Source organism: Archangium lansingense (assembly GCF_026626635.1).
GTDB lineage: Bacteria > Myxococcota > Myxococcia > Myxococcales > Myxococcaceae > Archangium > Archangium lansingense.
This window is the reverse complement of sequence record NZ_JAPNKA010000001.1, coordinates 13,724,673-13,746,910: the sequence shown is the minus strand read 5'-3', so window position 1 is coordinate 13,746,910 and position 22,238 is coordinate 13,724,673. Positions and strand designations below refer to the sequence as shown.

At 69.5% G+C, this 22,238-nt stretch carries 15 protein-coding genes; 7 read left to right on the top strand and 8 right to left on the bottom strand.

Going from position 1 to position 22,238, the window contains the following annotated elements; genetic code table 11:
- Positions 1–105: 105 nt before the first annotated feature.
- A complete protein-coding gene (locus OV287_RS55770; protein ID WP_267542254.1) occupies positions 106–558 on the bottom strand; it encodes a universal stress protein in 453 nt (150 codons plus the stop codon).
- Positions 559–761: 203 nt separating this feature from the next.
- Between OV287_RS55770 and OV287_RS55765 the strand changes: the two genes are divergently transcribed.
- Complete coding sequence (locus tag OV287_RS55765; protein ID WP_267542253.1) at positions 762–1,910, top strand: SGNH/GDSL hydrolase family protein; 1,149 nt, start codon at positions 762–764, stop codon at positions 1,908–1,910.
- 87 nt (positions 1,911–1,997) lie between these two features.
- Here the strand turns inward: OV287_RS55765 and OV287_RS55760 are convergent, their stop codons facing one another.
- The gene (locus tag OV287_RS55760) at positions 1,998–3,365 is read right to left on the bottom strand and encodes a hypothetical protein (RefSeq protein ID WP_267542252.1); all 1,368 of its coding nucleotides are present in this window, start codon (positions 3,363–3,365) and stop codon (positions 1,998–2,000) included.
- Positions 3,366–3,683: 318 nt separating this feature from the next.
- The gene (locus OV287_RS55755; RefSeq protein WP_267542251.1) at positions 3,684–6,998 is read right to left on the bottom strand and encodes an amidohydrolase family protein; all 3,315 of its coding nucleotides are present in this window, start codon (positions 6,996–6,998) and stop codon (positions 3,684–3,686) included.
- Between the two features lie 264 nt (positions 6,999–7,262).
- On the opposite strand from OV287_RS55755, the gene OV287_RS55750 reads away from it, so the two are divergent.
- The gene (locus tag OV287_RS55750; RefSeq protein WP_267542250.1) at positions 7,263–9,209 is read left to right on the top strand and encodes an ATP-binding protein; all 1,947 of its coding nucleotides are present in this window, start codon (positions 7,263–7,265) and stop codon (positions 9,207–9,209) included.
- Here OV287_RS55750 and OV287_RS55745 read toward each other — a convergent pair.
- Complete coding sequence (locus OV287_RS55745; protein WP_267542249.1) at positions 9,175–10,356, bottom strand: ABC transporter substrate-binding protein; 1,182 nt, start codon at positions 10,354–10,356, stop codon at positions 9,175–9,177. The genes OV287_RS55750 and OV287_RS55745 overlap by 35 nt on opposite strands.
- 108 nt (positions 10,357–10,464) lie before the next feature.
- Positions 10,465–11,109 (bottom strand): carbonic anhydrase, encoded by a 645-nt coding sequence (locus tag OV287_RS55740; protein WP_267542248.1) that lies wholly within the window; start codon positions 11,107–11,109, stop codon positions 10,465–10,467.
- Between the two features lie 110 nt (positions 11,110–11,219).
- On the opposite strand from OV287_RS55740, the gene OV287_RS55735 reads away from it, so the two are divergent.
- The 4 genes from OV287_RS55735 (at position 11,220) to OV287_RS55720 (ending at position 18,063) form a co-directional block, all read left to right on the top strand.
- Positions 11,220–12,179, top strand: a complete 960-nt coding sequence (locus tag OV287_RS55735) for a bestrophin family protein (RefSeq protein WP_267542247.1) — start codon at positions 11,220–11,222, stop codon at positions 12,177–12,179.
- Between the two features lie 277 nt (positions 12,180–12,456).
- Positions 12,457–15,411: a serine/threonine-protein kinase gene (locus OV287_RS55730; protein ID WP_267542246.1), complete on the top strand. Its 2,955-nt coding sequence runs from the start codon at positions 12,457–12,459 to the stop codon at positions 15,409–15,411.
- A 274-nt stretch (positions 15,412–15,685) separates the two neighbouring features.
- Complete coding sequence (locus OV287_RS55725; RefSeq protein WP_267542245.1) at positions 15,686–17,698, top strand: beta propeller repeat protein; 2,013 nt, start codon at positions 15,686–15,688, stop codon at positions 17,696–17,698.
- On the top strand, positions 17,602–18,063 hold the full coding sequence (locus OV287_RS55720) for a WD40/YVTN/BNR-like repeat-containing protein (RefSeq protein WP_267542244.1): 462 nt from the start codon (positions 17,602–17,604) through the stop codon (positions 18,061–18,063). Before OV287_RS55725 ends, OV287_RS55720 begins: the two co-directional genes overlap by 97 nt.
- 73 nt (positions 18,064–18,136) lie before the next feature.
- On the opposite strand, the gene OV287_RS55715 is transcribed toward OV287_RS55720, so the two are convergent.
- Genes OV287_RS55715 through OV287_RS55705 form a run of 3 tightly spaced genes read right to left on the bottom strand, consistent with a single transcriptional unit; the run spans position 18,137 to position 21,371 of the window.
- Positions 18,137–18,523 carry a hypothetical protein gene (locus tag OV287_RS55715; protein ID WP_267542243.1) on the bottom strand — a complete coding sequence of 129 codons (387 nt, stop codon included), beginning with the start codon at positions 18,521–18,523 and terminating at the stop codon, positions 18,137–18,139.
- Positions 18,520–20,742, bottom strand: a complete 2,223-nt coding sequence (locus tag OV287_RS55710; RefSeq protein WP_308809822.1) for a TonB-dependent receptor — start codon at positions 20,740–20,742, stop codon at positions 18,520–18,522. Before OV287_RS55710 ends, OV287_RS55715 begins: the two co-directional genes overlap by 4 nt.
- 2 nt (positions 20,743–20,744) lie before the next feature.
- Positions 20,745–21,371: a PepSY domain-containing protein gene (locus OV287_RS55705; protein ID WP_267542242.1), complete on the bottom strand. Its 627-nt coding sequence runs from the start codon at positions 21,369–21,371 to the stop codon at positions 20,745–20,747.
- Between the two features lie 117 nt (positions 21,372–21,488).
- Here OV287_RS55705 and OV287_RS55700 point away from each other — a divergent pair, with 117 nt between their 5' ends.
- The gene (locus OV287_RS55700; protein WP_267542241.1) at positions 21,489–22,214 is read left to right on the top strand and encodes a tetratricopeptide repeat protein; all 726 of its coding nucleotides are present in this window, start codon (positions 21,489–21,491) and stop codon (positions 22,212–22,214) included.
- Positions 22,215–22,238 lie beyond the last annotated feature (24 nt).

Here is a 22,238-nt window from a genome sequence, read left to right as displayed (position 1 = left end):
AGCCCGTTTCTTCCCGGGCCTTCACCACCGGTATGGGCTACTGCAAGCGGGCCCCGGACGCCATGAACGGCCCCCCACGGTCCCCCAGACGCCCGGGGCCCGCTCCTACTGCTTCTCCGCCGGAGTGCGGAAGGTGAGCACCGGGCACGGCGCCAGCCTCACCACCTTCTCCGCCACACTCCCCAGCAACAGGTGCGACATGCCCGTGCGCCCGTGCGTCCCCATGATGAGGAGCTCGTACCCGCCCTCACCCGCCACCCGCGCGATGACACGCGCCGGGTCTCCCGCTTCCAACAGCTGCTTCGAGTGCGGCACGTCCTTCAGGAAGGCCGTGAGCTGCTGGTCCGCGTGGTTGCGCAGGAAGGTGGACAGCGTCAGCTCCGGCTCGCTGCGCGTCATCACCACCATCTCGTCCCCCGCGTACTCGGACGGACGCCATACGTGCAGCACGTCCAGCTTCGCGTCGAAGCGCTGGGCGAACTGGTACGCGTACTCCAGGGCCTTCCTCGAGGTCTCCGAGAAGTCCACCGGCACGAGGATTCGCTGAATCTTGCTCATGGCTCTACTCCAGATCGGGTCTCCCCGCCCTGTGCAATGGCCGTTCCCACCCGGGCTCACTCGGAGGCCGCCCCTCGCGCGGCGCAAATGCTGCGCACGATTCACTCCCACGCAATTCCTGCACCTGTCCTCCGGATGGCCAGCCCGCGCGCGTGACGCTCCCCGCCCGCTACGCGATACTTCGCCGCCAGGAGGAGAAACGAATGCGCCTCTCCCACCACTTGTCCTGGCTGCTGCCCGTCCTCTTCATGGCTGGCTGCGAGCCCTTCGAGCCCTGGTTCGACTACGCCCCCGATGAGAAGCAGCTGCAGCACATCGGGCGCATGGACTGGAGCACGGAGCTTGGCCCCACGTATGCCCACTCGGGGGTCACCATCCGCTTTCGCTGCAACTGCACCGGCGTGGACGTGGCCTTCGAGGAGGACCCCGACGGCATCGGCGTCGAGCACAACAACTGGGTCAACATCATCGTCGACGGCAAGACCCAGGCGAAGGTGGAGATCCTCCCCGGACGCAACATCCTGCGCGGCGCTCGCAACCTCCCCCGGGGCGAGCACACCATCGAGATCGTCAAGCGCACCGAGCCCTTCGCCGGCCGGGTGAAGTTCCTCGGCCTCAGCCTCCAGGGCGTCCTGTTGGATCCGCCCCCCTGGCCCGAGAAGAAGATGGAGTTCATCGGCGACTCCATCACCTGCGGCTACGGCAATGAGGTGGACATCTACGCCCCCACCTATAGCGAGCCCAACACCGGCTACCACTCCAAGAACGAGGACATCTCCCAGGCGTACGGCTCGATCCTCGGCCGCCGGTTCAACGCCGAGGTGGTCACCACCTGCATCTCCGGCACCGGCGTCTACCGCAACCTCGACGGCACCACCGAGGGCAAGGCGTACCCCTACCTCTACAAGCGCATCTTCCCCGATTCCGAGAAGCCCGAGTGGAAGCCCGAGTGGTTCGTTCCCGACGTCATCGTCATCAACCTGGGCAACAACGACTTCAACTTCATGGTCGAGGGGACGCCCACCGCCCCACCCGCCGAGGAGTTCAAGGCGGCCTACAGGAAGTTCGTCCTGGATCTGGTCGGGTACTACCCCTCGACGAAGATCATCGCCTCCGTCGGGCCGATGATGAACGACAACTACCCGGAGGGGGCCGAACACTGGACCAAGATGCAGAGGTACGTCCGCGAGATGGTCGAGGGCCTGCAGGCCGAGGGGAAATCCAACGTGCAATACTTCGCCTATACCCCCATCGTCAGCGACCCGTACGGCGAGGACTGGCACCCCACCAACGAGGCCCACGCGAAGATGGCCGATGAGCTGGCCGTGCGCCTCGAGGAGATTGGTTTCTGACCTGCTGACAGGGGGGAACTCGGGGCCCGGGTACCCTCACCCTGTCCCTCTCCCGAGGGGAGAGGGGAAATGCTGGGGTGAGCGGATTCAGCGGATGAAACGCAGGAAGACGGAGGAGTCCGGCGGCACGGTCACCGGCCCGTGGCCGAAGTCCGTCGCTCCCTCGACTCTCGAGAGCAGCACCGCTTCGCCCTCGCGTGTCACCGCCAGCGACCCCGCTCGCAGCTCTCCCTCCGAGACGAGCCCTCGCGACCACTCGTGCCCCCCCGAGCCTCGGTAGAGCTTCACCACGAAGAGGTGATTGTCCGGCGTGCCTCCCTCTCGCCAGGGCAGCCTGGGCCCTCCCACGCTGTCTCCCGGCCGGTACTGGCCTGTCACCACCACCCGGTTCTCCTCGTCCACCGCCACTCCCGTGGCGCTCTCCCCAAAGTGGCGCATCCACAGCTCCCCACCCGTCGGGCTATACACCGCCACGAAGCCGTCCTTCCCCTCCGTCCTCTGCTTCCGTCCTCGGAAGGTGATGTCGCCTGTGTACTCGCCCACCACGAGGACTCGCCCCGGCTCCACCGCCACCCCCGTCGCCGTGCCCTCCGCTCCCGTCAGCCCTCGCGACCACACGTGGCCCATCTCCGGTGTGAAGCGCGCGATGAACGGGCTGCGCGGCAGTGTCGTGGAGATGGGGCTTCCTCCCAGGTCCACCTCGCCCTCGAAGAAGCCCACCACCGAGATGTGGCCGGTGGACTCCAGCGCCAGCGACGTCACCGACAGCCGGCCCCGGCGCACCACCGGGCTCAGCGAGTGCACCACGCCATCCGCCACGCCCACCCGGCCCACGAGCGCCGCGCCCAGCGGCTGGCCCTTGTCCAGGAAGTTCACCGCCGCCACGAGCTGCCCCCGGTGCTCGTCCACTGCCAGGGCCTTGGCCGGCAACAGGCCCACGCCTGGCAGCCCCGAGGTGCGCGACCACTGGTGCGTGCCATCCGGCGCGTATTTTGCCAGGAAGGGCCCCGGGGGTAACGGCTCGCCACCGAGGCTCAGCGTGGGCTCCCGGTGCTCCCCCGCGATGTAGAGGTTGCCCGCTCCGTCCGTCACCATCGCGGACACCGTGGGCCGCCCCCCGTTGTAGGTGGAAAAACCCGTGGACCAGAGGTGCGTGCCGTCCGGCGCGTACTTCACCAGCGCCAGTCCCGCGTCCCCCGGCAGCGCGCCGCCTCCCAGGTCCACCCCGCTCCGCTCGTATGTGAGCGAGGCGAAGGCGTTCCCTGTCCGGTCCACGCTCACCGTCCACCCGAAGACCGAGCCCTCCATCACGCGCACCTGACGTGTGGCGCCGCGGTCGACTCGCTTCTCTTGCGTGTGGAGCCCCAGGGGTCGCGCGGGCTCCGGTGTCTCCACCACCGCTCCACACCCCAATCCCAGACACACGGCAATCCCCATTCCCCAGCCGCGCCTCACGCCCGCCCCCCTCCGTCATGCCCGCGGTCTGCGGACCTCGCGAGCTTGTGCATACTCGGAGCGAGCGCCATCGTCTGGCGGGGTGGGAGTGATTACCGCATGCTGGCCCCCCTCCAGGCAGGCGAGCGTCACATGCTCCCGGAGGACGGAGACCCTCACCCCAGCCCTCTCCCAGAGGGAGAGGGGGCTTACACGGGCTCAACCTGGGGTCCGGATACCCTCACCCCGTCCCTCTCCCGAGGGGAGAGGGGATATTGCTTCGCCCCTCTCTTCCTCGGTGCTTCTTGTTCTTCTTTGCTTCTGGATGGGGGACCTTGCTCAGTCCTCGTGCGTGCTCACCGTCGTCGTCGGGCCCCACGCCTCCTGGCCCTCTCGCTCGAAGAAGAGCGGCTCCCGCTTGCGCGCCGCGCCTCCCACCTCGTTCAGCGACAGCGCGTCGTACAGCCGCCCGCCCACCATCGTGTACTGGATGGACGTGCTGTTCTTCAGGTCCTCCAGCGGGTTCTTCTCCAGCACCAGCAGGTCCGCCAGCTTGCCCTCCTCCAGCGAGCCGATGTCCCCGTCCAACCCCAGGTACTGCGCCCCCGACAGCGTCGCCGCCTTCAGCGCCTGCAGCGGCTTCATCCCGCCCTGCCCAAACATCCACAGCTCCCAGTGCGCCCCCAGGCCCTCCCGCTGCCCGTGCGCCCCCAGCTGCACGCTCACGCCCTTGTCATTCAGCTCCTTCGTCACCCGAGCGATCTGCAGGTGGTTGAACTCGTCGTCCGGCGCCATCACCGGCCTCCGACTCCGTGCGTCCACCACCCGCCTCGGCGCGAATGCCAAGAGCCGCTTGTCGTCCCACACGTTCGTCTTCTGGTACCAGTAGTTCTCACCCCACACGCCCCCGTACGCGACAATCAGCGTCGGCGTGTAGCCCGTCCCACTCCGGCTCCACAGCTGCTGCACGTCCGCGTACACCTTCGACACCGGCACCGAGTGCTCCACTCCCGTGTGCCCGTCCACCACCATCGTCATGTTGTGCTGGTAGAGCGAGCCTCCCTCCGGCACCACCATCATCTGCAGCTCGCGCGCCGCCTGGAGCACCTTCTGCCGCTGATCTCTCCGCGGCTGGTTGTAGCTCTTCACGCTGAACGCCCCCACCGCCTTCATCCTCCTCAGGTGCGAGCGCGCGTCCTCCAGCGTCTCGATGGGCGCACGGAAGGCCCCCGCCGCGCCGTACAGGATGGTGCCCGTCGAGTACACCCGCGGCCCCACCATCGCCCCGGTCTTCACCAGCTCGCTCGTCGCGAAGATGGATCCCGTGTCGTTCGACGGGTCGTGCACCGTCGTCACGCCGAACGCCAGCGACGACAGCAGCTTCCAGTTCTGCTCCGGCAGCACGCCCTCGTCCCCCATCGCCCCGTGCCAGTGCACGTCCACGATGCCCGGCATCAGCGTCTTGCCCTTGACGTCCACCACCTTCGCCCCCGCCGGCACCGCCACCTTCCCCCTCGGGCCCACCGCCACGATGCGGCTGCCCTTCACCACCACCACTCCATCCTCCAGGACCTCGTCCCCCTTCATCGTGATGACGCGGCCTCCCACCAGCGCCACCGTCCCCTCCGGCACGTCCGTCTTCGTCTGGAAGCCGATGTCCTGCCCCTTCTCCGGCACCTCCGGCAGCTTCTCCGGCGCTCCCTCCTGGAAGCGGAAGCTGTCCTTCAGCTCACGCGTGTACAGCTCCGGCCCCAGCGCCCAGTGCAGCTTCTTCCCGTCCCCCGACCAGTGCAGCCACTCGCCCGCGTCACGCGACACCTTCGCCACCGGCAACGCCTTGCCCTCGGGGCTCGCCACCGCCCCCTTCGCCCCGCGCGGCAGCGGCATGAGGAACGCGTTGAAGTTCTCCCGGAACGCCAGCCACTTCTCGTCCGGCGACACCCGGTACTCCGTCGCCTCGTCGCTCGTCAGGTGCGTGCGCTGCTCGCTCCCGTCCAGCCGGATGCTCTTCAGCGCCCGCTCGTCGTCCTTCTCCCGCTGCTCCACCGTCAGGAAGAACACCCGCTCCGCGCTCGCCCCGAAGTGCGGCTGCTCGCCGTCCTTCACCAGCCGCATCGGCGTGCCTCCCGCCGCCGGAATCACGAACAGCCCCTGCTCCCGGCTGTAGAGCCCCGTGCGCAGGTAACCTCCGCCCATCGCCCGGTACACGATGAAGCGCCCGTCCGGAGACAGCGCCGGCTCGATGTAGTGCCCCGGCTTCGCGCTCACCACCTTGCCCTCGCCGCCCGTCACCGGCACCACCCGCACCGTGCCCAGCTTCTCGTCGTCCCACGTCGTGTAGACGATGCTCTTTCCGTCCCGCGAGAATGCCGGGTACAGCTCCGTGTGCTCCGTCTGCTTCGTCAGCCGCTTCGGCGTGCCATTCGGCAAGTCGCGCACGTACAGATGCCCGAGCGCCTGGTACACCACCTTGTCTCCCTTCGGAGACACCTGCACCCAGCGCAGCATCTTCACGTGGAACTTCTCGGGCGCCACCGCCTGCGGGAAGCGCACCGCCTCGTGAATCGTCCGGGTGCCGCGCACGCGGAAGGGAATTGGCGTCACCTTCTTCGTCGCCACCTCAATCCGGTGCAGCTTGCCGCCCGCCCAGAACACCAGGGACTTGTTGTCCGGCGTCCAGGCCATCACCGGGTACACGCCGTGGATGGCCCACGTCTCCTGCATGTCCCGCTCGAGCCCGTCATACAGGGGCCGCTCGGCGCCGCTCGCCAGGTCCGTCACGTACAGCGTGCTCTTGCCGCGCACCCGGCGGATGAAGGCCAGCGACTTGCCGTCCGGCGACGGCGTCGGCCGGATGGAGCCGCCCGGGCCCGTCAGGAAGCGCTCCGTCTCCCGCGTGTCCAGGTCCAGCCGCTGGATGACGTAGATTTCCCCGTTCGGGTCCTTGTTGTACTCGAACACCTTCCCCGGCGTGATGTCCTGGCTGTAATAGACATACCGCCCGTCCGGAGCGAACGCCGGCTCGCCCACGTCCTTCTGATCATTGGGGCGCTCGGTGAGCTGCACTCCGTCACCGCCGGAGCGGTGGTACATCCAGATTTCCCCCGCGCCCAGCGAGCGCCGCGAGGTGAAGTGCTTGCGCGCGATGAGGAACTGCCCGTCCGGCGACCACGCGGGGCTGTTGAGCAGGCGGAACTTCTCCTGCGTCACCGCCGTGGGCTCGCTGCCGTCGCGCTTCATCACCCAGATGTTGTCGCCGCCACCGCGATCGCTCGTGAAGGCGATGGACTTCCCATCCGGGCTGTAGCGCGGCTGCATGTCCCAGGCGACGCCGCTGGTGAGCACCTTCGCCTCGCCACCGCCGATGGGCAGCGTGTAGAGGTCACCCAGCAGGTCGAAGACGAGCTCGTCGCCCTTGGGGCTCACGTCCAGGCTCATCCACGTGCCCTCGGTGACGTCGAGCTCCACCTGGGTGGCCGGGAAGCCGGGCGCGTTCACGTCCCACTTCTCCTCGGGCTTCTTCTCCTCGGGCTTGCCTGCGTCCTTCGTCGGCTGCGGGGCCTGGGGCGTGGGGGCCGGCGCCTGCGCGCGGGCGGACAGGGGCAACGCGCTCGTCAGCACGAGCGCGAGGCAACGGAGGCTCAATCGATTCACCGAGGTTCCTCGTCTGGCGGAATGGGGTGCGCAGCCTACCCCGGCGAGGACGCATGTGGAGTCCGTTGAAGCGGGCGAGCAGGCACCCACCGGAGGCCCCCAGTGCCCCTCCTGTTGATTCGAGCGGCGTGGAAGGGGAGGCTCTCGCCCTACCGCTCCTCCTCCCGGCGGCCTTGTTCGAGCAGCAGCATGCCCATGACCCCTCGCCAGAGCACGCCCCCTGAGCTGGGTTCTCCGCATCGCGCCCGGGTAGCCAGGGGGCTCATGTCGAGGCTCCGCATCGGTTGGCTGGGACGTGGCAGCCCGCTGGGCCGACAGTTGCTCGCCTCCATCATGCTCTTCAGCGCCGTGGTCAGTTGCATCGCCACCGCGGTGCAGCTCTTCACGGACTACCAGCGCGACGTCCAGGCCCTGGAGGACCGGCTCGAAGAAATCCACACCAGCTATGCCCCCGGCATCGAGGAGAGCATCTGGCTGCTCGACGAGGCCCAGCTCCAGGTCCAGCTCGAGGGCATCACGACGCTCCCCGGCATCGCGTTCGCACGGGTGGACAGTGCGATTGGCACCCACTACCTGGCCGGCAGCACGCCCGGAGCAAAGCGCGAGCTGACGCGCTCCATCCCGCTGTTCCGCGGAAACATGTACCTGGGGCTGCTCCAGGTGGGTGCCAGCCTGGAGGACATCTACGTCCGCCTCCAGAGCCGAGTGCTCATCATCCTGATGACCCAGGCGGTGAAGACCTTCCTGGTCGCCCTCTTCGCCCTGTTCATCTTCCATCAGCTGGTGACGCGACACCTGGCGACCATGGCCGCGTACGCGCGCGGCCTGCATGTGGAGCGCCTGGACATCCCCCTGAAGCTCGAGCGCAGGCCGCCCAAGGAGAACTCCCGCGATGAGCTCGATGACGTCAGCGCGGCCTTCAATGAGATGCGCGAATCGCTCCAGTGTGAGCTCCACGAGCGCCAGCGAGCCGAGCGGGCTTCCTTCTTTCTCTCCGAGGCCGGCGCGGTCCTCATGGAGTCGCTCGACCAGGAGAAGATCCTTCCGCGCATCGCCGCGCTGAGCGTCCAGACCCTGGCCGACTGGTGTGTCATCGACCTGCGCGAGGGAGAGAAGCTCCACCGGGTGGGGGGTGCACACATCGACGCGACGAAGCTGCCCCTGCTGGATGAGCTCCAGCGGCGCTACCCTCCCCTGCCCGACTCAAAGGCCCTGCCCGCCACGGCGATGAGGACGGGAAAGCCAGTCCTGGTCAGCCACGTCTCACCCACCGAGCTGCGCGCGCTGTGCGTCGACGATGCGCACTTCCAGCTCCTCCTGGAGATCGGACTCACGAGCTGCCTGTCGGTTCCTCTCATCTCCCGAGGGCAGGTGCTCGGTGCCATCACGCTCAGCCTGGCCTCACCGGAACGGAGCTATGGGCCCGCCGACCTGGAGCTGGCCCAGGAGCTGGCGCGTCGAGCAGCCATCGCCATCGAGAACGCGCGGCTCTACCAGCAGGCAGAGCGGGCCATCCGACTGCGAGACGTCTTCGTGTCCGTGGCCGCGCACGAGCTGCGCACGCCCCTGCTGCCGCTCCGGCTGCGTCTGCAGAGCATCCTGCGCAAGTCCGCCCGGGCTCCCTCCGCCCTGGACCTGGACTGGCTCGTCCGGGAGCTCACCGTCGCGGAGCACCAGACCTGGCGGCTCGGACAGTTGGTGGATCAGCTCATCGACGCCTCCAGTCTCAGCTCGGGCCAGCCGTTGGAGCTGCACCGCAAGCAGGTGGACCTGTGCGCGGTGGTGGAGGGCGTCCTCGATTCGATGCAGCAGCAGATCCACGCCAGTGGCAGCGAGCTCATCCGGAAGCTGCAAGGTCCAGCCGTGGGTGATTGGGACCCGCGCCGACTCGAGCAGACGGTGAGCCAACTGGTGCACAACGCACTGAAGTTCGGCCAGAGGAAGCCCGTCGAGGTGAGCGTGGTGCCGGGAGCGAAGTCGGTGCGCCTGGTGGTGCGCGACCACGGCCTCGGGATGCCCGAGGGCAATATGGCCCGCCTCTTCGAGCGGTTCTCACGTGGCGTGTCGGACCGGCATTACGGAGGGTTGGGCATTGGCCTCTATCTCGTGAAGCATCAGGTGGAGGCCCACGGTGGGACGCTCTCCGTCGAGAGCCAGCCGGGAGAGGGCTCCACGTTCACGGTGGAGCTGCCGGTGAGTGGAGCTGCTTGAACAGGGCCTGGAGGGAGAAGTCGTAGTGCTTCAAGGTGGGGTTGGCCACCTTCGAGAAGGCGCGAAAGTCGATCTTCTTCCAGCTCGGGTCACCGAGAAGGCGAAGGTGTTCGTCCACGTTGCCGCGCGTGATGGCGACCATCTCCGTGCGCCAGTCGAGCCGCTCGGCCGCGAAGTCCTTGCCATGGTGGTAGTCGTAGAGGAGCACCAGGGCCCATGCTCCCTGAAGGAGCTGTCCCCCGAGACTGGTCACCAGCTTTCCTTCACGCACGGCCTGGAGGGCCTGCGGTGTCCACCCGATGCCGCCCACCATGACATCCACTCCTGGACGGCGGCCTGCCTCCTCCAGTGCCTGCACGGCCCCCAAGGCCATCACATCGTTGGAGGCCCAGACGAGCTGGAGCTCGGGATAGCGGCGCAACAGCAGAGACACCCGGCGCTGGGCCATCGCCGGGTCCCAGACGATGACGTAGACCCCTTGGAGGAATTCGACGTCTGACAGCTCGGCCAGCGCCTGGTTGAGGCCCTCGGAGCGCTTCACCGCGTAGTCATCACTCCGTCCCTTGAGCGCAACGAGTCCCTTCCGACCCTCTGGCGGACCGGGTTGCAGGCCGTGAGCCGCGTCCCGCAGGAGGTGGGCGAGCCGATGACCGGCCGCCGTATCGTCCGGCACCATCTGGCCGAGCCAGGACTTGAAGTGCTGACGAGGCCCTCCGAAGCGAGTCTGCTCCTCGGGGGTCAGGCCGGTGATGATGACGAACACCGGGACATGGGCCTGCTCGGCGATCTCGAGGATTTGGACACCAATGCCACGGTGCATCGAGATGATGAGGTAGTTCGGCTTCTGAGAGCCGTTCACCAGCCGGCGTAGCAGCTCGAGGTTCTCTCCCGGCCAGTACGCCGCGTTGTACTGGTCGAGCTGGATTCCCAAATCATGAGCCGCGGCCTCCATGACCTCCGCGATGCTGCGCTGCATGGGATTGGACGGCGCCAGCATGTTGAGGAAGGCGACCCGCATCTTCCCGCTCGCTGCTGGAGGCGAGACCGGGGACGGGAGAACCTGCTGCGGGAGGGCCTGAGCCCTCGCCCCCGCCGGGAGCCAGAGGAACAGGACGACAACCAGGAACAGCGGTCGCGCAACGGACATAGGCAGACGTCCCCGCATCGATACGGCCGAGTGGAAGAGACCTGGGAGGGGCGCGCGCTCTTCGCAACCCGCCCGGCAAGGCATGTAGGCCGTCCGCCGGAACAGCGGTTAGCCCTCGAGGCCGTCGAAGAACTCGACCTCACCGGTGTCCAGTGAGTAGTCGGCGCCGACAATCAGCATCCCCTCCTCCTGGATGAGCCGCTCCAGCAGCCGGCTGCCATGGCGCAGGTGGGCGCACGACTGGCGCACGTTGGCGCGCACCGCCTCGTGCATCAGCCGGGCCTTGTCCACACCCGGGCCCGCGGCATGCACCACGCTCTCCACCGCGGGCCGGCACCGGTCCACGATGTCGTGGATGTTCTCCGACGGCGAGTCCACGTCGTGTTGGATGAAGTCCAGCGTGGCCTTGATGGCTCCGCAGCGCGAGTGGCCCATCACCACCGCCAGCCGCGTCCCGAAGGTGGCGGCCGCGAACTCCACGCTCCCCACCAGCGAGGGTGCCACCACATTGCCCGCCACGCGGATGACGAAGAGGTCTCCCAGGCCCTGATCAAAGACAAGCTCCGACGGCACCCGGGAGTCCGCGCACGAGAGGATGATGGCGTGCGGCCGCTGCCCCTCGGCCAGCGCCGCCCGCTCTTCCTCCGAATCATGGGTGCGCACGTGCTGGACGAAACGGCGGTTGCCCTCGCGCAGGAGCTGGAGCGCTTGCTCGGCAGGCAGGGGGGCGGGGGGAATGCCAGCAATGGTCATGGCTGAAAGCCTCTCCGTCATGCGTGGTGCCGTCCAGAGGGATTCGCACCGGACGGCCGCCGGTCCGCCACCTTCCTTGTCGCCGCTCGGGTGGGGATCTACCTCTCTGTATGCCATGGAGCGCGAATAGGGCCGAGCGTCACTGGGCAAAGCGCTTCTGGCTGGACGCGCTCGCCTGGCAAGGCACGGTGACACCGCTCGTGATGCCTCGGGTGCTGCTGTTCGGACTCTACGGTCTGCTCGTCGGGCTTGTGCATGAGGTGCTCGACTGGCGCGCCTTGGGCAGCGGGCCCGTGCAATTCACCGCCGCATTCCTCGCGCTGCTGCTGGTGCTGCGCACCAACGGGGGCTACGAGCGCTGGTGGGAGGCGCGCAAGCTGTGGGGCGGCATCGTCAACCAGTCGCGGAACCTGGCCATCGCGGGTCTGGCCTACGGCCCGAGAGACACGGAGTGGCGGGAGCGCTTCGTGCGCTGGACGGCGGCCTTCAGCCATGTGGCTCGGCGCAGCCTGCGCGGCGAACGGGAACTGTCCGAGCTGCTCCCCTTGCTGCGCGACCCAGACGCGGTGGACCGACTTGCCCGCGCTCAGCACATGCCCTCCTTCGTCGCCCAGATCCTCGCCGGTCTGCTGCGCGAGGCCGTCGAGCACGGGGAGATGGACCGCGTGGCCTTCCTCGCCGTCGACCGCGAGCGGGTACAGCTCATCGACCACGTGGGCGGGTGCGAGCGCATCCTCCGGACTCCCCTGCCGCAGGTCCACACCACCAAGCTGCGGCGCTTCATCGTCCTCTATCTGATGGCCCTTCCCATCGCTGTCGTGGGGACATGGTGGTTCCCCGGGCTGGTGACGATCCTCGTCGCCTACCCGCTCCTGGCCATCGACCAGATCGCCGTCGAGCTGGAGAACCCTTTCTCCCCGAGGAACCTCAGCCACCTGCCCCTCGGAGCAATCTGCGACACCATCCAGGGCAACCTGCTCGCGCTGCTCGCGGCCGAGGCCGTACTCCCGGTGTCACGGGATTGGGACTCGGCGACACGGTTCTCCCAGTCCCCACACACGGATGGATGACGGGCCCTCGATACTCGCGCTCCCAAGCGAACACCTCCGCCCCTCGTTAGAAGTAGGGTCAGCTCAGGCCCCCTCCCCTCTCCACATGTCCTCACATGTGTCCAGGGGCTCGGCAGCCCGGCTGCAAGACGGAGATGGCTCTTTGGGTCATGATGCATTGCGGTGTACAGAACAGTGTTCTTCTTGGACCTGGATCAACAACCTTCCTGTTTTTTCGAGGTTGTAATATTCTGTTCTCGTCACAGAACGAGGGCCTGACGTCGTCAGGGGGATGGCAGTGGAGAGCCTGAAGCGGTCCCAGCCGGAGCAGCAGGCTGCCCTACCGGAAACGGCGGGTGAGCGGCAGCCGGACGACCGCGCAGGTGAGCCCGACAACTTCGCGGACGTGCTGGAAGAGGAGCTCCTGCGCGCCCACGCGCGCATCACCGAGGGTGAAACCGAGCCCACCCGCGTTGTCGGCCCGCCCGTGCCCCTCGTCACGCCCGAGGAGGCCCAGCCCCTGCCCCGGGGTACCTCGGTGGGGCGCTACCTGGTGCTGGAGCGGCTGGGTGCCGGCGGCATGGGCGAGGTGTACGCGGCGTTTGATCCGCAGCTCAACCGCCGGGTGGCCATCAAGCTGCTGCTGCCCGGGGGCGAGGGGCTGGACGGAGGCGAGGCGCGCCTGCGGCTGCTGCGCGAGGCCCAGGCCATGGCCCGCCTGTCCCACCCCAACGTGCTGCCCGTCTATGACATCGGCGAGCACGGGGACCAGGTCTTCATCGCCCTGGAGCTGGTGGAGGGCAGCACGCTGCGGCAGTGGCTCAAGGAGCAGCCGCGCGGCCCGCGTGAGGTGGTGGAGGCACTCACCCTGGCGGGCCGGGGACTGGCCGCCGCTCACGCCGCTGGGCTCGTCCACCGCGACTTCAAGCCAGACAACGTGCTGGTGGGACGCGACGGGCGCGTGCTCGTCTTCGACTTCGGCCTGGCCTGCGAACAGGGCACCGGTGCCCCCGGCGCGCCCACCCCTGTGGACCTGGCGGAGCTGCTGCGCGCCGAGCTGCCCGCGGGCGCCGACAGCGGCTCCATCTCCGGCCTTCGCACGCGCGAGCCGCGAGAGACACCCGTCACGCGCCACGGCCTCATCATGGGCACCCCGGGCTACATGGCCCCGGAGCAGTACCGCCAGGAGGCTGTCACCTCCCGCGCCGACCAGTTCGCCTTCTGCGCCACGCTCTACTACGCCCTCTACCGCGAGCATGCCTTCGAGGGCAGTGGAGCCGCCGCGCTCGCCCGCAGCACGCTCGAGGGCCGCCTGCGCCCACCGCCTCGCGACGCGGGCGTGCCAAGCTGGCTGCGGCGCATCGTCCTCAAGGGCCTCAGCCTCCACCCCCAGGAGCGCTACGTCTCCATGGAGGCACTGCTGGATGCGCTCCATGACGACCCGCGCACCCGCCGCCTGCGCCAGGCCTTCGTCGCCGTGGCCGCCGCCTTCCTCGTGGCCGTGGTGGCCGGCGCCGTGGGCGAGTGGCACCAGCGCCAGGGCCTCTGCCAAGGCGTGGCCACGCGTCTGGATGGGGTGTGGGACGCGCCGAGCCAGGAGGCTGTGCGCAAGGCCTTCCTCGCCACTGGCACGCCCTACGCGGCCGATGCGTGGAACGGGGTGAAGGGCGCGCTCGATGCCTACGCCTCCCAGTGGGTGGCGGAACAGCGTGGCGCGTGCGAGGCCACGCGGCTGCACGGTAAGGCCTCCGAAGAGCTGCTCGCCGCGCGCACCTCCTGCCTGGAGCGCCGACGCTCGGAGCTCAAGGCCCTCACCGGAGTGCTCGCCGAGGCCGACGCCCTGGTGGTGGAGCGCGCCGTGGAGGCCGTGCGCGGCCTGTCCGAGCTGGGCCCGTGTGAGTCGGCGGACCCGCTCGCCGCCAGCGTGGCGGCGCCCGCGGATGCCCAGGTGGCCGCCCGAGTGGAGGGGCTGCGCGCCTCGCTCTCGCGCGCCCGAGCACTGCGCATCTCCGGTCAGTACGCGGCGGGGCTCGCCGTGGCCGCCCCAGTGGCCGCGGAGGCGCACACCCTGGGCTATCGCCCGCTGGAGGCCGAGGCCCTGTTGGAGCTGGGCCAGCAGCAGGTGGGCTTTGGCCACGCCGAGGCCGAGCGCACCCTCAAGGAGGCCATGTGGACGGCCGACGAGGTGCGGCTGGACGAGGTGCGCGCCGAGGCCCTGGTGGCCCTCACCCAGCACGTGGCCTACGACGCCGCGCGCGTGCAGGACGGCCATGACTGGTTCCGACAGGCGCGCGCCCTGCTGGTGCGCACCCACCGCCAGGGCCGCCTGCTGGCGGAGCTCGAGAGCGCGCACGGCCTGGTGTACGCCGCCCAGGGCGACGCGTCCGCCGCGGAGACCTCGCAGCGCAATGCGCTCGTCGCGCTGGAGAAGGTGGCCCCGCCGGAGAGCCCCGAGGTGGCCATGGTGCTGCGCCGGCTGGGCAACACGCTGAGCGCCCAGGGACGCCATGCCGAGGCTCTCGACGCGTACCAGCGTGCGCATGCGGCCTTCCGCCAGGCGCTCGGCGCCGAGCACCCCCGCGTGGGCAGCTCGCTGGTGAACCTGGGCACCACGCTCAGCGCGCTGGGCCGGAATGCCGAGGCGCTACAGCCACTGCGCCAGGGTGTGGAAATCGTGGAGCGCTCACTGTCTCCGCGCCACCCCTTCCGCGCCGTGGCGCTGGACGCGCTGGGCAGTGCCCTGTGGCGGGACGGGAAGACGGATGAGGCGCTGACGGTGCTACCGCGGGCGGTGGAGGGCGCGGAGCGGGCGCGCGGGCCGGAGCACCCGGACGTGGCCGCGCCGAGCAGCACGCTGGGCCTGGTGCTGGTGGATGCAGGGCGTCCCACCGAGGCGCTGCGTCACTTCGAGCGGGCACTGGCCCTGCGCGAGCAGGCGCTGGGGGCGCAGCACCCGGAGCTGGCCGTGCCGCTCACTGGCCGGGGCGAGGCGCTGCTGAAGCTGGGCCGCGCCACCGAGGCGCTCGCGCCGCTGGAGCGGGCGCTGGCCCTGCGCGAGACGCATGCAGTGGCACCGGTGGAGCTGGCCGAGACGCGCTTCGCCCTCGCCCGCGCGCTGTGGGACTCGCGCCAGGACACCGCGCGCGCCCGTGAGCTCGCCCAGAAGGCCTCGAGTGTCCTGGAGCAGCCCGGCACCGAGGCCCTGCGCACCCGCGTCCAGACGTGGCTCGCCGCCCGGCCGCCTCACGGGTAGCGCGCCCCTCCCCCACGGTGCGGATGTCGCGCGCTGCCAGGTAGCGAGCCCCGGAAGGCAAGCCAGAGCCCGGTCGGGGCCTGCCCACGTCTCAGGGGATGGATGGGTTGTTCACACTTCAGGAAGCTGGAATTCCTCTACCCGTGGAACTCCCCGGAAGATGTGAGCGACGTGTGAACAGCCGGGTCCTCTCCGAGGGGTCGATTTTCCATCACTTCCCCCGCATCCCAATCGCGGCTTGGGGGGAATCCCAGGCCAGCCAAGGAGCAATGCAATGCGTTCTCAGAAGAACTGGCATCAGTGGTTCGCCGCGGCGCTCGCCGTGACCCTCGCCCCCGTGACGTCGCTGGCCGAGGACCATGACCGTGACGACGCCAACGCCCGGCGTGAGTTCCGGGAGCAGTGGTACAACGAGGCCTACGGCAAGTCCGCGAAGAAGGCCAAGAAGGGCGGGCCGTGGTCCGCCGAGTTCCGCAAGTTCATGAACGACGCGGCGCGCAAGGAGCGTGAGCGCTATGCGTCGCAGCTCCCGGGCACTTCCACCCCCATCACCGCGGTGACCAACCCGAACGCGACCGTCGCCGCCACGGGCACCACCTGGGTGAACATCGGCCCCACCAAGGCCGACTACCTGGAGAACGGCAGCTACAAGCTGACCAAGACGGACGCGGGCCGGGTGCGCAACATCATCATCGATCCGACCAACACCAACACCCTCTACGCCGCCTTCTCGGGCGGCGGCGTGTGGAAGTCCACCGATGGCGGCACCACCTGGGCTCCCATCACCGAGACGCTGGGCAGCCTGTCCGTGGGCTCGCTGGAGCTGGATCCCAACAACAGCCAGACGCTCTACCTGGGCCTGGGTGACCCCTTCGACGGCACCGGCATCGGCCTGGTGAAGTCCACCGACGGCGGCGCCACGTGGATGAACCCGGTGTACCTGGGCAACGCCACCTCCATCACCGACCTCCAGGTGGTGCCTGGCAACAGCAACATCGTCCTGGCCACCACCAACGCGGGCATCTTCCGCTCGGTGGACGCGGGCGCCACCTGGACTCAGGTGAGCCTGAGCACCGGCTACACCGAGACCCCCTCGGGCTGGTCCATCGCCCACGCCGGCGGCACGAAGTTCGTCATCACCCTCGAGGCCCAGCCCTCCGCGGCCAGCGGCAACACGCAGGGCCAGGTGTGGGTGACGGCGGACAGCGGCGCCACCTGGACGCGCGCCACCGGAGTCACCGCGACCGTCGGCCTGGAGCGCATGACGGTGGCCACCGCGCCCTCCAGCCCCACCACCGTGTACGTGCTGGCCTCCGACCCCGGCGGCAACCTGGCGGACATCTTCAAGTCCACCAACGGCGGCACCAGCTTCACGGCGCTCGGCGCGGCCAAGAAGCGCTACTCCAATGGCAACACCGAGGCGCGCAACGTCAGCGCCCTCTTCAACACCCAGGGCTGGTACGACCAGATGCTCATCGTCCACCCTACCAACCCGAACCTGGTGTACTTCGGCGGCGCGCTGCACATGGCGAAGACCACCGACGGCGGGTCCTCGTACTCGCAGGTGTCCAACTGGCTGGGCCAGTTCTCGCTGCCCTACGTGCACGCGGACTTCCACGCCGCGGCCTTCAACCCGGCCGGCACCAAGCTGTTCGTGGGTAACGACGGCGGAGTCTTCACGACGACCGACGGCGGCGCCACCTTCAGCGACAGCATCAACGTGGGCATCGCCTCGCACCTCATCTACGACATCGGCAGCTCGGGCAACAACCGCAGCGCCGTCATCGCGGGCCTGCAGGACAACGGCACCCGCGTGCGCGTGGGCAGCGGCACCGTCTACAACCAGGAGCTCGGCGGCGACGGCTTCGGCTGCGACATCCACGCCACCAACGCCAAGCAGATGCTCGGCACGCTGTACTACGCCCGCATCTACCGCAGCACCGACGGCGGCCTGAACTTCGCCTCGGCGAGCACCGGCATCACCGAGAGCAACAACAGCAGCACCGCGCCGTTCAACACCGTGCTGCACTCGTGGAAGGGCGACGCGACGGGCAACACCGTCTACACCTTCGTGAACGCCAAGGTGTACAAGTCCACCAACTACGCCACCTCGTGGACCGCGCTCGGCACCACTGGCTTCCCCACGGACATCTTCATCCGCGGCATCGGCACGCGAAGAGCAACGCCAGCGTGGTGGGTGTCGTCGCCAACGCGGGCCGCGTGTTCCTCACCAACAACGGTGGCACGAGCTGGACGCAGGCCAGCGCGCTGCCCAACAACGGCCTGAGCACGAGCGACATCGAGTTCGACCCGACCGACCCCAACACCGTCTACGTGACGTCGGTCGCGCCGGACGGGACCAAGGCCCACACCTGGAAGTCCACCGACTTCGGCGCCACCTGGACGGTCATCGAGAACGGCCTGCCCGCTGGCGTCCCCGTCAACGCCCTCACCGTGGACCCGGGCAGCAACACCACGCTGTACGCCGCCACGCACCTGGGCGTGTACCGCTCCACCGACGCGGGCGCCTCCTGGACGCGCTTCGGCACCGGCATGCCGCTGGTCAACGTGACGGACCTCGAGATCCTCCCGGACTCGAGCCTCGTGCGCGCCGCCACCTTCGGCCGCTCCGTGTGGGAGCTCACGCCTTAATTCGAAACACCTCGCGCTGAAGTAACAGGGGTCCGGGCCACACCGCCCGGGCCCCTTCTCTTTTGCGGGGCCGCTACTCCGCGCAGGTGCCGCCGAGCCCGTTCTCGTCCGCGCCCTCACACGTCCCGGCGGCGCAGTCGCGGTCCTGGAAGCACGCCTCGCCCAGGCCGTGCTTCGGCACACACTGGCCATAGCGCGTGTTCGGCGTGAAGTGGTTGGAGCACGTCAGCGCCGTCTGGCACTCGGCGGCCTGCGAGCAGGGCTCCCCCTCCGCCTTCAGCGGGTAATCACAGACACCCTGGGGATCCTCCACCGGCCCACTCCGGGGCGGCGGCGGGAAGGAACACTCCAGCCCCTCGGGGCAGGCCGTGTCCGCGTCACACCGGTCCCCCACGCCCTCGTTGCACCCCACGGCGCCGAGCATCACCGCCCACAGCAGCCACGTCTTCACAGACTTCACAGGCTTCCCTCCAGCGCGAGCGTCACCGAGCGGCCCGGCGCATCCACCCCCGAGGCGTGGAAGCGGTACGAGGCGTCCGTGAGGTTGCGCAGCTCCAGTGTGGTGGTGAACCAGCGCCAGCGAGCCCCGGCCCGCAGGTGCACCGCTGCCCAGCCTGGCGTCCCCTGGCAGTCCGGCGACTCGGGGCACATGCGGATGTCCTCACGGTCCGCCGCGCTCAACCGTTCCTGATTCGCCGCCCACTGAAACACCCCCTCCACGAAAGCGAAGTCCACCGGCTCCCAGGTGGCGCGCACCAGCCCGTTGAGCGGCGGAGACTTGCTGAACGGCTCCGTCTGCGGCGGCGCCGCGGGCTCGAGCGGATCCAACCGCTTCTGCGTGGAGAAGACCCACGCGGCCTGCGCCAGCAGCGTCAGCGAGCGCACCGGCCGCACCTGCCCGGAGAGCTCCACCGCGTGCACCTGCGCGTTGTCCGCGTTCGTCCGCGCCAGGTACGGCAGCCCGTCCGGCGTGTGCGTCTCACCGTTGAACTGGGTGGGCACCGCCGTCACCATGTTGTCGATGAAGGTATAGGCATACACGGCCTGCACCCGCGCCACCTCGCCACGCTGGAAGCGCCCGCCCACCTCGGCGGTGTAGGAGAACTCGGGGACCAGGTCTCGGCCGGGCAGCACGAAGCCCGGGCCCTCGACACCCAGGCGCAGGTAGTCATCCACGTTGGGCGCGCGGAAGCCGGAGCCCAGGTTGGCGAAGAGCGTCACGTCCTCACTCGCCCGCTGCTGGAAGCCCAGCTCTCCCGCCACGCCCAGCGCCTGCTCGGTGGTGGCCGGCAGCACGGGGCTGCCCGGGAATTGCAGCGACAGCCGGTCGTCCTCGGGCAGGTGCGTGCGGTTGAGCTGCGCCCGCGCCCCCACGTGGCCCGTCGCGTTCGTCCCCAGGTCCATCTGGAAGAAGCCGAAGAGGCCCGCCGCCAGCGCGGTGGGCGAGCCCGGGTAGCGCGCCAGCTCCGGACGCGGCTCGAACTCCGCCGGCACGAGGATGGTGCTCCGGCTCGCCGCGCCCGTCACCTTGTCGTGGAAGACATCCGCGCCCACGCGCAGGCTCGCGTTGTTGAACGAGAGCGACCGCTCGCCCTCGGCGCGCAGGCCGAGCGTCCACACACTCGCGTCCTCGCGCTCGATGCGGTCGCGGGCGACACGGTAGCGGTCCGTGCGCTCGCTCTGCCGCAGGGCGCTCGCGTCCACGCGAATGCGGTGGAAGGGCCCCGCTCCGCTCACCGCGAGCTGGCCGTGGAGGAAGTCGCGCTCCTGCAACGAGAAGATGCGGAAGTCGCCGGGCACCGAGCGGTCCGTGCGCGGCGCGTCGCTCTGGCGCGCGGCCTGGTACTGGAGCTGGAGGATGGTGCCGGGGGACAGCCGCTGGCGCACCTTCACCGCCGCGTCGTACTCGGTGTAGCCGGTGTAGTGCTGGACGCCGATGTCCGCCCCGCCTCGCAGGTCATTGAAGTCCCGCCCCGTCACCACGCCGAGCGCCGCGGTGTTCTGCAGCTCCACGCCCAGGCGCAGACTGCCCTGGAGGCTCAGGTCCGCGCTGCCCCCCATGAGCCGCACGCCGGCCGGAAAGCGATTGCCGCCGCCCTCGGAGGCGAAGCGCGGCGTGAGGGTGAGCACGTTGACGACGCCACCAATGGCATCCGAGCCGTAGAGCACCGAGGACGGGCCGCGCACCACCTCCAGGCGCTCGACGAGGAAGGGGTCCACCGTGTTGAGGTACTGGTTGGGGCCCGCGCGCGTGACGGCGTTGTTGAGGCGCACGCCGTCCACGAGGATGAGCACCTGGTGGCCGAGCAGACCGCGGATGATGGGGTGGCCACCGGCGTGGTTGGTGCGCTGGAGGAAGATGCCCTCCTCCTCCATCAGCGCCTCCGGTGTGGAGCGCGCGGGACGGCGGGACAGCTCCTCGGCCGTCACCTCCGAGCCCACGCGCGAGGCGGGCATCAGCGGCTTGGGCAGGCTGGTGGACTGCACCAACGTCTCCCCGGCGGACTCACCGGACGCGTCCGGCTTCGCGGCCTCCGCGGGGGGCGAGGGCGGGGCCTCAGCGGGAGGAGGAGCCTCTGCCGGGGGCTGCTCCTGCGCCCCCGCGGGGAGAGCGTGGCACAGCAGGGAGAGGGAGCACGACCAGAGGAGAGCGCGCCGGGCGCGTGGAGGTTGACGCATGGTCAGGTGTCGCGTGGAGGTGGGGAGGAACGGCGGGCCAGCTTCGGGCCCCACCAGAGCCAGAGGCCCGAGAAGGAGAGCAGCAGGAGTCCAAGTCCCAGCACGGTGCTCACCGTGGCGCGGGAGGCCTCGCCGAGGATGGAGCCATCATGAAGGGTCTCGATGAAGTCCGAGGCCCGGCGGTCCACCGAGAGGACCCGGGCGGTGGTGAGGTCCACCTGCACCTCCCAGAAGCCCTCGCGGAAGAGGACCTTGGCCACGCCCTTGGAGGGACGCACGTCGAGCCGGTCGATGGGACCAGGAGCCGAGCCCAGGTGGTCGCGCAGCCCCGCCTCCGCGGCCGAGGAGATGAGGTGGAGCGGCTGCCAGTCCAGGGCCTCGAGCGAGGCCCCGCGCTGGAGGGGTGGCTGGAGCACGGCCACGTACTTCTTCCAGCCCAGGAGGATGCCTGTCAGGCTGCTGCTCAGGATGAGGAGCGTGAGCGGGACGCCCACCCAGCGATGCAACGGGCGCAGCCGGCGCAGCCAGACCACCACGCGCGAGGGACCCGGGCGGGGAGGAGCGGAGCTGGACGTGGGAGTGGGGGCCTCGGCTTCCGAGGGGCGGGGGACGCGGGAGGTCGACGGCATGGGAGGCGCGGAGGGAGGAGGAGCGCACGGCCCTGGCCTCGTCTCGGTCGCGCGGAACTATAGCGAATCGGGTGCGGGCGACCAAGGCGGCCTCCTTGCACCCCGGGAGTGGAAGCAATGACGGAGCGCAACGGGCGCGAGGCGTGGCCGCCGGAGCTCACCGAGCTGCTGCGCAAGGTGGACAAGCTGCGGCGCAGCGGGCGCCACACGGAGGCGCTCTCGCGCATGCGCCAGCTCACCGAGACGTACCCGCGGCAGGTGCGCGTGCTGCTGGAGATGGGGTTGACGCTCGGCATCTGGGGGAGTGCTCCCGCCGAGGCCCTGCCCTGGTACGAGCGCGCCCTGGAGCTGGCGCCTGGCCACGCCTCCGCGCAGCTTCACCGCGCCCTCTCGCTGGCCCGGCTGGGCCGTCACGCCGAGGCCGTGGCCGACTTCAATGCGCTGGAGGCCGGGAGCTTCCGCAAGGCGCTCGTCCTCCACATGAAGCGCGCCGAGTCCCTGGAGGTGCTTTGCCGGCACGCGGAGGCCGAGCGCGACTGGACGCTCGCGCTCGCGGAGGAGCCGGGCAATCCCTGGTTGCTGCACCAACGGGCCTCGGTACGCGCCCGGCTGGGCCGGCTGGAGGAGGCGGTGCGAGACATCACCGACTCGCTCGCCGCCTCCGCACGGGAGGGCGAGCCCGTGGACGCGGAGCTGCTGCGCGACCGGGGCGTGCTGCGCGCGCGCTTGGGTGACACGGCAGGGGCTCGCGCGGACTTCGAGGCGGGGCTCGCCGCGCTGCGCGAGGGAGACCCGCCTGGGCTCGCAGATGACTTGCGGAACAGGCTTCAGGAGCTGGCTTGACGCTTCAATCCCTGACGCCCTTTT